Here is a 13,227-nt window from a genome sequence, read left to right as displayed (position 1 = left end):
TCCGAAGGACCCAGAGACAATGTCGCGCTCTGAGCCAAACTAGGCTGGTATCAGCAGGAGAGATGCGAAGGGACGAGAGCGATGTTCTCAGGGATTGTGGCTACAACCGTCGGTTATGACGGGCAGGGTGACGACGGCATACATCGTTTCGTGCTTGGTCAGTGGCGGCCAACCATCGAGCTGGGCTCCTCGATCTCATGTAACGGCGTCTGTCTGACGGTCATAGAGGCGACGGCGAACAGTTTTGGTGTTGAGATAGTTGAGGAGACGCTGCATCGGAGCACGTTTTCGAGCCTTGAGCCTGGAGCACGGGTGAATGTTGAACAGAGCGTCACCGCCGCTACCCTGCTAGATGGCGGCATCGTCCAAGGACATGTCGATTGCGTGGGACGGGTTACGCATCTAGCCCCGAGCCTGGCAGTCTCCTTTGACCCCCGCTTTGATGAGTTAGTGGTGGAGAAGGGGGGCATCGTCCTAAATGGCGTCAGTCTCACCGTGACCGCCGTTGGTGAGGGAGCCGCCAGCGTGGCATTAATTCCAGAGACGTTGCGCCGCACGAACCTGGGTGAACTCGAGGTCGGCGCACCCTTGAACATAGAGTTTGACATTATTGGAAAGTACCTCGTGCGCCAACGTTCGCTCGAGCAGCGAGAGGCGTGGCGTTCATGAGTTTTAGATCTATAGAAGAGGCGATCGATGCGATCGGCCGTGGCGAGATCGTCCTAGTCGTCGACGACGAGAATCGTGAGAACGAGGGAGACCTGATCATGGGGGCTGAGTTCGTCGATGCCGAGAAGATCTCGTTCTATATCGCTCATACCTCTGGGTTAATCTGCGTCCCTCTAACCGGCGAACGCCTCGATGAACTCGACATTCCATTGATGGTAGAGAACAATACCGAGTCCCACCTGACCGCCTTTACGGTATCGGTCGACGCCAAACGCTTAGTCTCTACCGGAATCTCTGCCCATGACCGGGCCAGCACTATTAGAGCGCTCGTCGATCCTTCGACGAAGCCATCTGATCTGACTCGGCCCGGCCACGTCTTCCCGCTGCGTGCACGCGACGGAGGGGTACTCAGGAGAGGTGGCCATACGGAGGCGGCGGTCGATCTTGCTCGGCTTGCCGGGATAACCCCTGCTGGGGTCATATGTGAGGTGGTTACCGAGGACAAGCAGAACATGGCACGACTCGACGAACTAACCAAGTTTGCCGAGAAGTATGGACTCGTACTTGTCTCTATCGCGGATCTCATCCGTTATCGTGCCGCCAACGACACCTTAGTTAAGCGGGTTGACGGTGCCACCGCTCGTATTCCAACCGGTTATGGAGAGTTCACCGGCATCGCCTATCAGTCGATCCTAGATGGCGAACAGCACGTTGCGCTGGTGATGGGTGATATCAGCACTGGCGATCCGGTCCTCGTTCGTGTGCACTCGGAGTGCCTTACTGGCGACGCCTTTGGGTCGCTTCGCTGCGATTGCGGTCCCCAACTGCATCGATCGATGGAGATTATCGCCGAAGAGGGTAGGGGAGTTATAGTCTACCTACGTGGGCATGAGGGAAGGGGCATCGGCTTAGCACATAAGTTGCGAGCCTATCAACTTCAAGAACAGGGTCTTGACACCGTCGAGGCTAACGAGGCGCTTGGTCTGCCGGTGGACTCGCGAGATTACGGCATTGGATCGCAGATCCTAGTAGACCTGGGTGTTAGCAAGATGCGTCTGTTGACGAACAACCCGACCAAGTATGGTGGACTCTCAGGTTTTGGGCTTGAGATCAGCGAGCGGGTGCCACTCATCATCGAACCCCAAGCAGAGAATGCGAAGTACCTCCAGACCAAGGCGGCCAAGATGGGCCATCTTCTGGATCTTGGATAGCTACCGAAGTTGAGTCGAGCATGAGCGGCGCATGCTGGTCGGCGCAGTCCAAAGCCTGACAAGCGCGCAAAGCAGAAGGTTTTATAGGAGGTTTATATGGCAGGATATGAAGAGGTCCATGGACAAGGGGACCGGTCAGGCTATGAAGAGTTGACCGGCCAGCTCCATGCCTTTCCAGGCGATCGCTTTGCTATCGTCGCGTCAGAGTTCAACCAGGTGATAGTCGATCCATTGCTCGCTGGCGCTCGGGCTGGGTTTCACACCGTTGGGGTTAGCGACTCTGCATTGACCGTAGTGTGGGTTCCAGGTGCCCTTGAGATCGCCGGTGCCATCCATCAACTGTTAGTCAGCCGCTCGGTGACTGGAGTGGTCGCCCTCGGCGCAGTGGTCCGTGGCGAGACTAGCCACTATGACGTTGTTGTAAATCAGAGTGCGAGTCAGCTTATGACCCTTGCTGCAACATCGGAGATCCCGATCGTCAATGGGGTGCTGACGGTTGAGAATATCGAACAGGGCCTCAACCGTGCTGGTGGCAAGGATGGGAACAAGGGATTTGATGCTGCGCTCTCGTTGGTTCGACTCGTTGATCTCTATCGGCGAATGGTGAAGGAGTAGCGAGCAGTGCTGAGGATCGTAGTCCCCAAGGGGAGTCTTGAAAAGGCGACCTTCGCCCTATTCGCTGAGGCAGATCTGCCGATAGAACGTAGCAGTGAAGTCGACTACCGGGCCAGTATTGATGATCCTCGGGTGCGCGAGGTGCGGGTTCTTCGCCCGCAAGAGATCGCTACCTATGTTGCAGAGGGGCTGTTTGATCTCGGTATCACCGGTCGCGACTGGATCAACGAAACCCAAGCCGAGGTGGTCTCCCTCGGAGAGCTCCGCTACTCGAAGGCGACCTCTCGTCCGATTCGGGTCGTGCTAGCTGTCGGTGCAGATAGCGAGGTACATTCGGTTGCTGATCTCCATGATGGTGTTAGGGTGGCGACCGAGTACCCGGAACTCGCTCGTCGCTTCTTTCGTGAACACGGCATCGAGCCTGTGATTCTCTTGTCCTATGGGGCTACAGAGGCTAAAATTCCAGAGATCGCTGACGCCGTCGTCGAGATAACCGAGACGGGTAGGGCTCTTAGGGCCGCTGGGCTCAGGATCATCGAGACGGTATTGGTCTCATACACCGAGCTGATCGCAAATCCAACGAGTGCGGCGGATCCAGAGAAGCGTCACGCCATGGAGCAACTCCAGACCCTCTTGCTGGGAGCGCTCTCGGCACGGGACCGGGTGCTGGTGAAGCTCAACGTTCCATCCGAGCATCTGAGCGAGATCATCGAGGCGCTGCCAGCGATGAAGGCGCCGACGGTGTCGCAGCTCTATCAGGAGAGTGGCTTCGCGGTAGAGGCGGTTGTGCCTCGCTCCACGATCAACCTCTTGATCCCAATGTTAAAGGATCGAGGAGCCACTGATATCCTTGAGCTTCCACTCTCGAAGGTAGTGCCTTAGGTGACCTGGCTGGAACGAATGAGGGGTCGCGGGGCGAGCCAAACGGTAGTCTCTGGAGCTGATGGCCGACCGCGTGAGTCGCTATCGACCGCGCTCTTCGACCAGAATCAGGTGTTTGAAGGTGAGGTGACTAGCTTTGACCCACACGTTGGCCTTGGTTTGGTGAGACTCGATTGCAAGCCGGTGTGTGAACTGCGGTTTCACTGCATCACCATAGATGATGGTTCCCGATCGATTGGGGTGGGCAGGCGAGTGACCGTCCGCCTGAAGCCATCCTTTGGCGGTGAGCTTGAGGTGGCGGCCCTCCATAAGCTCGGGTAATCAGCTGAGTCACCCGGTTCTCGAGGATGACTGGACACGGAGTTGACCGACAAGCCTGGTCAAGATCACATGGTCAAGATAAGGGTGTGATCGATGGTGTGTGCCCACTCTCAACTGTAGCTGTGTTTGGCGATGCCAGGTTGAGCTGCTGACAGAGTAGCTAGTCATGAATGCCCGGATCCTGGATGTCCCCGGCATCACAGACGTCTGATCTCAGCTGCCAAAGTGGCTGAACAATCGCGATATTTGCTGTAAATAAAGAAGGCGGTGACCATAGATGGGGCAGTCACCCGCCTGCTTTGTTGAGTCGCTATTGCTTGAGTCGAGTCGATGATGGCAGCTGAAGCGAAGACTATCAATCAGAGGCGCTGGAGTTTGGCGTCATCGGGGGTGTTCGGTTCGGTTCATGATCGAGTTTGGCGACCTGAATAAAGGCGGCCTGCAGCTGTCGAAGACCATCTTGAAGTGGTTCGCCGACATCACCGAGACGATCTTCGATGGCGCTTAGCATCCCAGCAAAAGCATCAATAGCAAGGCTTGCGTCGTTGAGTCGAGGCGGTGTTGCGCCCAGATACAGGCCGGCTAGTTCAAAGAGGCCGTAGGCGTGGTTGGCAACGATGGTCGCTGGATCAGCATTGAGTAGTTCTTGTTGGAGCTGTAAGATCTTTTCGTCCTCTGCTGGCATGGAGAGATATACCATCCTTTCGTCTGAGCAGGAGTTGGTTGGGTAGGAAAGCAGCTATCGGACTGCTAGAGTGATTCTAGAAGGCTAAGCGGAGTTCTGTCTCCCCCCTACTGACTCGGGCAAGAGCAGCTGGGTTCGGATAGAGTAACGCTGCCTGTCGTGGAATTCACAGATTGGAAGGAGTAGCTCTATCGCCTCAGCACCAGACCCCGATGCACGCATTAACGATCAGATCCGTGTCCGTGAGGTTCGCTTGGTTGGACCTGATGGAAACCAACTAGGCATTAAGCCAATTCAAGAGGCACTGACGATGTCACGTGCCCTCGATATGGATCTCGTAGAGGTAGCGCCAATGGCGCGACCTCCGGTTGCCAAGATTATGGACTATGGAAAGTTCAAGTTCGATCAGGCACAGCGTACCAAGGAATCAAAGCGGAAAGCGTCAGCCACACAGATCAAGGAGATGAAGTATCGTCCCAAGATCGGGGTAGGGGATTTCGACACCAAGACACGCCAAGTTGGTAAGTTTCTCGCCGAAGGACATAAGGTCAAGGTAACCATCATGTTCCGAGGGAGGGAGATCTTTCACCCCGAGCTCGGTCAGGAGATCCTTGAGCGGGTTATTGAGGGTGTGAAAGAAGTAGGTCGGGTTGAGACTTTTCCAAAGCTAGACGGACGCAATATGTTGATGGTCCTCGTGCCAGAGAAGCGTCCTGCTGGAAAGGCGCAAGCTGGTGCCCTGGACGGCGCGCCAGGCCGCTCGGCCTCGCCAAACGGAACTGCGCACAATGCAGCTGGAACTAATGCAGCTGGACGTAATGGAACTGTAGATAACGATACCTCGTCCAGCAACGCCGTTGAGGCTACAACGGTGGCGGTTGGCACGACACCGAGAGGTGATGTGGATGCATCGGCAGACGGTAGTTCGCCTCCAGAGGTTGGTGGTATAACCACGAATGAGTCCACCTCCCTGTAGGGAGTGGGTGCTGAGAAACTCGAGGTTAAGTAAGGCCGTGACCATGTTCGGCGAATGCTGGATTGGTGATGTGTTGAGGAGGGTGTGCTGATGCATAGGTTGTTTTGGCCGCCATCTTCTCGCTTGGGTTCGTCTATGAGCGTGTGCTTTCTGCGGAGTTGGGTAACGACAGACGTCTGATTGTAGTCGGTGAAGAAGGGCGCGTATTCGAGTGGGCGGGGCGACTTGTTTGTTGCCTCGATAGTCGAGGTTTATGGCACGTGAGAGTAGCGAGTCGTTGACTCGCGAGTGATTTTTGTCTGGTAGTGTGATCCAGCTCGCCGCGTGCGAGGTCTGGTGGGTAGAAAGGTGAACGAGAGATGCCAAAGATGAAGACTGACAAAGGAGCCAAGGCTCGCTTCAAGGTTACGGGCACAGGAAAATTGCGTAGGCGGCATGCTTTTACCTCTCATCTGTTGGAGAAGAAGTCGTCGCGTCGCATGCGTCACCTTCACCAAGATGTCGAGGTATCGAGTGGCGATGCTCGCCGCGTAAAGAAGTTGTTGGGACGCTAGTTAGCGCTCTCAGGAGAGGTTCAAAGGAGAAAACATGGCACGAGTTAAACGATCCATTAATTCGAAGAAGCACCGCCGTAAGATACTCGAACTCGCGAGTGGGTATTACGGAAACAAGAGTCGGAGCTACCGCGCAGCCCACGAGCAGGTCATGCACTCGTTGCAGTACGCCTACCGTGACAGGCGCGCGCGCAAAGGTGAGTTCCGTCGCCTCTGGATCCAGAGGATCAATGCGGCCGCCCGGATCAACGGGACGAGCTACTCTCGCCTCATGTATCAGATGAAGGAGGCTGGGGTAGAGGTCGATCGCAAGATCTTGGCAGATCTCGCAGTTACCGATCCGAGTGCCTTTGCGCGATTGGTGAGTTCAGTCTCTGGCCAGTAACGCTACTCAGTCCGAGTTGGCTCATCTTCGGGAGCTGATTCGTTCTCGTATTCAGCGCCGATCCACGGGTACCTATGTACTCGAGGGTCGGCGCTCAGTCGATCAGGCCATGGATCTCGCAGTCGAGATCGAACTTCTCTTCGTAACCGAGGATCGAGCCAAGAGTTACCAAGCGTTGGGTGATCGACTCCGGATAGTCACCGAAAAGCGGCTCACTCAGATATCCTCACTGACCAGCTCCGATGGAGTGGTTGGCATAGCCCCGATGGTGATGACAGCAGCCGATGAATTGCCAAGCCAAGACTGCATTCTCGTTCCGGTAGGAGTCCAGGATCCAGGAAATCTCGGAACCCTCCTTCGGTCGGCGCTCGCCTTTTATCAACGTGTTGGTCTGGTGGTTGGCCCAGCTACTGTCGATCCATTCTCTCCAAAGGTGGTACGCGCGACGACGGGATTGATATCGTTGGTAGCAGTAAGCGAGGTGGAGGACTATCGCTCCTGTCTCGAGGCTCTGGGTGGAGCAGGGGTGACGCGATTGGCACTCGTACCGCAGTCGCTGGGATCACTACCAGTGGATCCTCCCGCAACGCCGTTCGCCTTGTTGGTTGGATCGGAGGCTCATGGGATCGACGGAGACCTTGTCTCAGGTTGCGATGGCGTGATCTCAATTCCCCAGAAATCGCAGGTCGAGTCGCTCAATGCTGGTGTAGCAGGTTCGATCGCTCTCTTTCACTGCGCCCAACCGAGAAGCTGAGCGAAGGCCCATTCATCAACGAGGTCTTGCTTCATGCCTGCATGGAGCCCCCAACCAGGGCGGTGATATGCTCGGGCAGTCAAAGACCCTGATTCGTTCAACGGTCCAGCCGCTACCGATGATGCCCTAGCCACAAGTCTATGGTCTATCTGCTGGCTAGTGCTGATGGGCCTAGTAAAGTAAAGTGTCTCGCGACATGTTGATTTATGTCGAGGTTGACCATAGTCATGACTGGGCGAGGACTACTCCCCGACTCAGTCCAGGGGTGTGCGACCCAAGCCTGGTCGTCCTCACTGGTATCTGGTTGAGTGTTGGAGGCCTTCGGAGACGGGGGAAGACCCGGGACTTCTTGAAGATGTTGCGCCGTGAGCTTGGATTGAGGGAACCCGAAGGTTGCGGGTAGTGCCTTGCTATGAACGACCTCCAATGGTCGATGGTGTGGCACTCCAGCCGTAATATCCCAGCCGTAACGGCGAGAGCATGTTGCATGGATGGCATGGAGGTGGCTGTCCGGTTGTTGATGTTTCTGACAACACTGAGGTAGGCCAGGACCCGGCAGGCTAGAACGATTACAAGAATCTCGAGAGCGGGTTTCTTCATCCTGAACTGCGAATGCGGCCGCCCACCATTACCCCCATCGTTTATCCTGGTTAGGAACGTCAAAGAGAAAGGTACCCTCCGCATGGCTGAAATCGATGCGACCCTGGAGGAGCTGACGAGATTCTGTGACGAGGTCGTTGAGAGATTGGCTTCGGTGAAGACGAGTGACGAGCTCACCGCAGCCAAAGAGCAGATTCATGCTCACACCTCTCCGCTCGCGGTCATCTCCAAGGCGATGCGTAACGTCCCCCCAGATGATCGGCCCAGGATTGGTTCAGCTCTCCATCAGGCTAGAGCGCAACTCGAGGCTGCGATCGAGGTCGCCGAGGGCCGAGTGGGCGAGCAAGAGCTCAACGCTCGTCTGGCTGCTGAGAGAGACGATATCGCTCACTACCTCCACCCCGGACGACTGCAAGGAGCCGGTGCGCTCCACCTTGTCACCCAGACCCGGATGATGCTTGAGGACCTCTTCGTTGGAATGGGTTTTATCGTTGCTGAGGGTCCTGAAGTCGAGACTGAGTGGCACAACTTCGAGGCGCTCAATATCCCTAAGTTTCACCCAGCACGGGCTAATCAAGACAGCTTCTACCTCAACTATGGAGATCCGGAGTCGACGTTGCTTCGGACACACACCTCTCCGGTGCAGATCAGGTTGATGCAGACGCGCCAGCTTCCGATCTACGCTGTTGTCCCAGGGCGGGTCTATCGACGAGACACGCCTGACGCTCGCCATACCCCAGCCTTTCATCAGTTGGAGGCGCTGGTCGTCGATCGCGGGATTACCTTCGCCCACTTGAAGGCCACGATAGAGGCCTTCACCACTGCCTACTTCGGCCCCAACATCCAGGCGCGGCTCAGGCCGGCCTATTTCCCGTTCACGGAGCCATCGGCTGAGTTCGAGATCACCTGCACGGTCTGCGAGGGAGAGGGTTGTAGGACATGTTCTGGAACTGGTTGGATCGAACTCGGTGGATCCGGGATGGTGCATCCGAAGGTCTTTGCTCATGTCGGTATCGATCCCGAGGAGTACAGCGGTTTCGCCTTTGGATTTGGCATCGATCGGTTAGCACAGATGAAGGTCGCCCTAGGTGATATGCGGATTTTGCCCGAGAATGATCTCAGGGTGCTTGCACAGATGAGGGGAGTGTTGTGAGGATTACGCTTTCATGGTTGGCGGAGTTTATCGACCTCGGCGAGCTCTTCGATGTAGGTGAGGCCACACATGTTGGTCCGACGCACGCCGGCGTTCGCCGGCTGGTGGATGCGATGAACGCGCTTGGGATGGTGGTGGAGGGAGTGGAACATGCTCCTGCCTCACTAGATGGCGTGGTTGTTGGGCAGGTTGTCTCTCTTGAACCCATCGAGGGGGCGGATAGGATTCGCGCCACCTTGGTTGATGATGGCATTGGCGAAGCCAAGTCAGTGGTCTGTGGAGCCTGGAACTTCCAGGTAGGTGACAAGGTCCCCTGGGCCCGACCAGGAGTTACGCTTCCAACCGGGATGACGCTGTCTGAGAGGAGGATGCGTGGGGTGGTCTCGCTCGGCATGCTCTGTTCGCCGGTGGAGGTTGGGGTCTCCTCTGAGGCCGCTGGCCTGCTGATACTAGATCCGGACACGCCGGTAGGTGTCGAGTTCGGCGAATACTTCGGCATCGATGATGACATCGTCTTTGATCTCGCGATTGAGGCAAATCGACCCGATGCCAACTGCGTCCTCGGGGTTGCTCGAGACCTAGCTGCCTGGTTGCGGGTTGGTTTTCACCAGCCTGAGTCGCCGGGTTTGGAGGTCGACGACACTCCCGATCCTGCGAACGACGCGCAAGCTTGCGATCGGCTGCTGGTGGCAACGCTAGCGGGGATTGAGACGGCGACATTTCCTCTCAGACTAAGCCGTCGACTACGACTGGCTGGCATGCGTTCCATCTCTCCAGTTGTGGATGCGAGCAACTATGTGATGATTGAACTCGGGCAACCGACCCACCCTTACGATAAGCAACGGCTAGCAGGCGAGACGATCTCGGCTCGCTTCGCTAAGGCTGGCGAGCAGGTAGTGACCTTAGACGGGTCAACTCGAGCACTCGAGACCACCGATGTTGTGATCGTCGACGGTGATGACCAGGTGGTGGGCTTGGCTGGTGTCATGGGTGGTCTCGAGACCGAGGTGAGCGAGGCTACGACCTCCGTTTTGGTTGAAGCTGCCCATTTTCCGGCATCGCGAATTGCTCGTACCGCTAAACGGCTCAATGCCCGCAGTGAGGCATCTTCTCGCTTTGAACGAGGTACTGATCCGGCGATTCTTGAGCTCGCGATCGCTCGGATCGCCGAGCTCAGCAACCTTTCGATTGTAGGTCCCCTACAGAGGCGCATCGATACGATTCAGTCGAACCCGGCTATCGAGGTACGAGCGGCACGAGTCGCACGTATCCTTGGGCATCAACCAGCTGGAGAACCACTTGAAGTACTAGCACCGGATGCTGCGTTGGCCAGGATTGGGTTCGTGGTTGAGCCAGTCGGGGTCGATTATGCGGTGACTCCTCCGAGTTTTCGCCCGGATGTGACCACCGAGATCGAGGTGATCGAGGAGATAGCTCGTCATTTTGGCTACCAGCGGATTACCTCAGTTCCGCTGACTGTCGCGACCACAGGTGGCTTAACCGATCGACAGCAGCTGATCAGGCGGCTCAAGCAGCTGCTCGCCGGCCTTGGGCTCTTTGAGGCCTGGTCGGTTACGCTCGTATCTGCCGAGGAGCGAGACTTGGCTGGAGGAGCGAGCGAGCCGATTGGGCTTGCCGATCCGCTCGTGGCACACGAGTCCGAGCTTCGACAGACGGTACTCGCTGGCTTGTTGCGCTCGATGAGGACGAACGTCGCCAGACGACTGCACCCGGTTGCGCTTTTTGAGCTAGGCCCGGTGGTGCAGAGACCGACAGAGTCGGCTGCGATTCTCCCCGATGAGAAGCTAAGAATCGGGATACTCATCGAGGGGGCAGATAATGGCCTCGCGGCGATCGCGCCTGCGCTCACCGCTATATCGCGATTCTTTGGAGTTGAGGATCGGCTTGAATTGGGTGAAATCGACGCTGAGCTCGTTGGCTGGCCCCAGCTTCACCCAAGTCGGCGGTCACAGTTGCGAGTAGAGGGTCGACTAGTCGGCGTTGTAGGTGAGCTGCATCCGCGACAGATTCCTGAAGAGCTAGAGCACCTTGTTGAGGGGCGTTTTGGCTATCTTGAACTTGACTTTGATCCTCTGGTCGAGCTAGCGATGCCGATACGCCAGATCAAGGTTCCGTCAAGCTATACCGCAAGCAGCCTAGATCTGTCGTTTGTGATTGACCGTAGTGTGTCGGTCGACTCGCTGTTGCGGTTGATTCGCGATGCGGCTGGTGTTCTCTGTGTAGATCTGGCTATATTCGACCGCTATGAGCCGGCAGATGACAGCGAGCATCTCTATCTGGGCGTGCGCCTCCGACTTGAGTCAGTTGACGGCGTGGTTGACGAGGGGAGCATACAGGCACTAATCGAGGTGATTGACCAGCGATCGGGTGCGATAGGTGCACATCTGCGTCGAGGTTAAGACTGGTGATCAGAGGGTGGATCGAACCGGATTCTCGAAGTTGAACGACTAAGGCCGATGACTTCGATAGGTACGGCGTTCATGGTCTCGCCCTGGATGTCCAAGCTAGAGCGTTGTAGTTGCCCGAAGTCTGGTAGTTCATCGTTGAAGTTGAGAGCCCCGTATGACATCAGAAAATCTGCGCCTAGACATAGAAAATACGGGTTGCTCGGCAAGAGCACGACGGTAGATCGTATCTGATTTCAGGCATGATATGCTCGCGACTCGCTAGCTGCGGGTGATATTCAGTCATAGATAAAGCGAGTCAATCAGAAAAGGGCTGTTATGTTCGATATCGTGTTACATCAGTGGAATCTGTGCAATAATGATGACTACTGTGCAATTTAGCACGGTTCCGTTATTTGAATAAGAGCTGACTTAATAATCGAGATTATAGTTATTTTGAGAACCGGGTAATCGGCAAGCACTCCGAACCTGTCCGGTCATTCGTACAAGTGGAGCCGGATTGCCATTCTGAGCTGCCTAGACGGACCAGAGATGCTTGCGAATACCTATAGATCCCACGGGTTTCTTCCCAGAGTCTTTGGCTGCTAGATTGTTTAGCGTGTCTCCTTTAGATTTCGTGGTTCTGTTGGCGCTTATCTCGATCTTGGCCGGTGTGCTAGGTTCGTTGGTTGGTCTCGGCGGTGGAGTGATCGTCGTTCCTGTGTTGACATTGCTCTTCCATGTCGATATCCGACTAGCGATTGGTGCGTCGATCATCTCGGTGATAGCGACGTCATCAGGTGCTGCTGCAGCTTACGTTCGAGAACGAATGACCAATCTGCGGGCCGGCATGTTCTTAGAGATCGCGACCACGACCGGTGCTGTTGCGGGTGCTTACCTCACCACCGTTCTGCCAGCGAGGTTCCTGTTTATCCTCTTCGGCGTGGTGCTAGGGTACTCTGCGATAGCGATGTATCGCAAACGTAAGGCCGCCTCGTTGCTCACGGTCTCAAACGACAGGATAGCTAACTACTTCAAGCTTCATGGCAGTTACTATGACGACGCGGAGAAGCAGGAGATCAGCTATAAGGTGGTGGGTACTAAACCCGGGCTTGCGCTGATGTTTGTCGCAGGGATGGTCTCTGCCCTGCTTGGAATTGGTTCAGGTGCGCTCAAGGTTCCGGCGATGGACCTTGCCATGCACCTTCCGATGAAGGTCTCTACCGCTACCTCGAACTTCATGATTGGAGTGACTGCCGCTGCGAGTGCCGGTGTCTACTTCGCCAGAGGTCAGATCGACCCGATCATCGCTGCACCGGTCGCAGCTGGAGTCTTGGGAGGCTCTATGTTGGGGGCTAAGGTGCTTGGAAGGATCCACTCCAGCAAGGTGCGGATTCTCTTCGTGATAGTCCTTGCAGTGATCGCTATCGAGATGTTCCAAAGGGGGTTGCTCTAAGTGGCACAGCGCGAAAAGACTCCAGAGGAGCAGAAGAGACTCGAGGAGAAGGTACGCCAGACGGAGATCGCAATCAGTTGGGTGCTACGTATCGGCGTAGTTCTCTCGGTCATCATCGTCGTGGTAGGTCTGGTGATTATCTTCATCCACCACCCGGGCTACGCCAAGATAACAGGAGGAGTTTCCTACCATGCTGTGGCTGGCAGAACGTCTCTGTTCCCACACACCTTTGGTGGGATCATCAAGTACCTCGGCGCAGGCAAGAATGGCGAGGGCCGCGGGATCGTTGTCATGGGTCTGATTGTGCTTCTGCTCACCCCGATCTTGCGCGTGGTGACCGGTGTGGTCAGCTTCATCTATGAAGAGGATCCTCCGATGGCGATCGTTACCGCCTTCGTTCTCTTCGTGCTGATCATGTCGTTCGTGCTCTCGGGGGCCTAAAGTAGTCCTTGTGCATAGTGGAATATCTTTCCATTGCGTTGATTAGATCGCTACGTGTGGTAGGGCGGTCAGACCAATAACAAATACGGTACCCAGGGTGCCCTACATTCGTCGAGTAGT

At 56.0% G+C, this 13,227-nt stretch carries 13 protein-coding genes and 1 pseudogene; 13 read left to right on the top strand and 1 reads right to left on the bottom strand.

Annotated features, from left to right (window positions below):
• The first annotated feature begins 81 nt into the window (after positions 1-81).
• From FEAC_RS09190 to FEAC_RS09170, 5 genes are all read left to right on the top strand, one after another.
• Positions 82-669: a riboflavin synthase gene (locus FEAC_RS09190; RefSeq protein ID WP_035390329.1), complete on the top strand. Its 588-nt coding sequence runs from the start codon at positions 82-84 to the stop codon at positions 667-669.
• Entirely contained in the window at positions 666-1,880 is a 1,215-nt protein-coding gene (locus FEAC_RS09185; RefSeq protein ID WP_035390327.1) for a bifunctional 3,4-dihydroxy-2-butanone-4-phosphate synthase/GTP cyclohydrolase II, read from the top strand. The genes FEAC_RS09190 and FEAC_RS09185 overlap by 4 nt, the downstream gene beginning before the upstream one ends.
• 96 nt (positions 1,881-1,976) lie before the next feature.
• Positions 1,977-2,495 carry a 6,7-dimethyl-8-ribityllumazine synthase gene (ribH, locus tag FEAC_RS09180; RefSeq protein WP_052566136.1) on the top strand — a complete coding sequence of 173 codons (519 nt, stop codon included), beginning with the start codon at positions 1,977-1,979 and terminating at the stop codon, positions 2,493-2,495.
• Between the two features lie 6 nt (positions 2,496-2,501).
• Positions 2,502-3,377 carry an ATP phosphoribosyltransferase gene (hisG, locus tag FEAC_RS09175; RefSeq protein ID WP_035390326.1) on the top strand — a complete coding sequence of 292 codons (876 nt, stop codon included), beginning with the start codon at positions 2,502-2,504 and terminating at the stop codon, positions 3,375-3,377.
• On the top strand, positions 3,378-3,698 hold the full coding sequence (locus FEAC_RS09170; RefSeq protein WP_035390324.1) for a hypothetical protein: 321 nt from the start codon (positions 3,378-3,380) through the stop codon (positions 3,696-3,698). It begins immediately after the preceding gene.
• 355 nt (positions 3,699-4,053) lie between these two features.
• Here the strand turns inward: FEAC_RS09170 and FEAC_RS09165 are convergent, their stop codons facing one another.
• Positions 4,054-4,383 (bottom strand): hypothetical protein, encoded by a 330-nt coding sequence (locus FEAC_RS09165; protein WP_035390322.1) that lies wholly within the window; start codon positions 4,381-4,383, stop codon positions 4,054-4,056.
• Positions 4,384-4,603: 220 nt separating this feature from the next.
• Here FEAC_RS09165 and infC point away from each other — a divergent pair.
• The 8 genes and pseudogenes from infC to FEAC_RS09120 all read left to right on the top strand — a co-directional run.
• Positions 4,604-5,218 (top strand): annotated as a pseudogene (gene infC / locus FEAC_RS16200) (translation initiation factor IF-3); the annotation flags it as partial.
• A 500-nt stretch (positions 5,219-5,718) separates the two neighbouring features.
• Entirely contained in the window at positions 5,719-5,913 is a 195-nt protein-coding gene (gene rpmI, locus FEAC_RS09155; protein ID WP_035390321.1) for a 50S ribosomal protein L35, read from the top strand.
• Between the two features lie 34 nt (positions 5,914-5,947).
• Positions 5,948-6,298, top strand: coding sequence for a 50S ribosomal protein L20 (gene rplT / locus FEAC_RS09150; RefSeq protein WP_035390319.1), 351 nt, complete (start codon positions 5,948-5,950; stop codon positions 6,296-6,298).
• A 16-nt stretch (positions 6,299-6,314) separates the two neighbouring features.
• Positions 6,315-7,052: a TrmH family RNA methyltransferase gene (locus FEAC_RS09145; RefSeq protein WP_035390317.1), complete on the top strand. Its 738-nt coding sequence runs from the start codon at positions 6,315-6,317 to the stop codon at positions 7,050-7,052.
• Between the two features lie 682 nt (positions 7,053-7,734).
• Complete coding sequence (gene pheS / locus FEAC_RS09140; RefSeq protein ID WP_052566135.1) at positions 7,735-8,805, top strand: phenylalanine--tRNA ligase subunit alpha; 1,071 nt, start codon at positions 7,735-7,737, stop codon at positions 8,803-8,805.
• On the top strand, positions 8,802-11,225 hold the full coding sequence (gene pheT, locus FEAC_RS09135; RefSeq protein ID WP_035390315.1) for a phenylalanine--tRNA ligase subunit beta: 2,424 nt from the start codon (positions 8,802-8,804) through the stop codon (positions 11,223-11,225). Before pheS ends, pheT begins: the two co-directional genes overlap by 4 nt.
• A gap of 604 nt (positions 11,226-11,829) precedes the next feature.
• The gene (locus FEAC_RS09125; RefSeq protein ID WP_236684631.1) at positions 11,830-12,666 is read left to right on the top strand and encodes a sulfite exporter TauE/SafE family protein; all 837 of its coding nucleotides are present in this window, start codon (positions 11,830-11,832) and stop codon (positions 12,664-12,666) included.
• A complete protein-coding gene (locus tag FEAC_RS09120; protein WP_035390311.1) occupies positions 12,667-13,107 on the top strand; it encodes a DUF1634 domain-containing protein in 441 nt (146 codons plus the stop codon).
• Positions 13,108-13,227 lie beyond the last annotated feature (120 nt).

The organism is Ferrimicrobium acidiphilum DSM 19497 (assembly GCF_000949255.1).
GTDB classification, from domain to species: domain Bacteria; phylum Actinomycetota; class Acidimicrobiia; order Acidimicrobiales; family Acidimicrobiaceae; genus Ferrimicrobium; species Ferrimicrobium acidiphilum.
The sequence above is the reverse complement of the archived record's forward strand: the minus strand, read 5'-3'. Positions and strand labels throughout refer to the sequence as shown.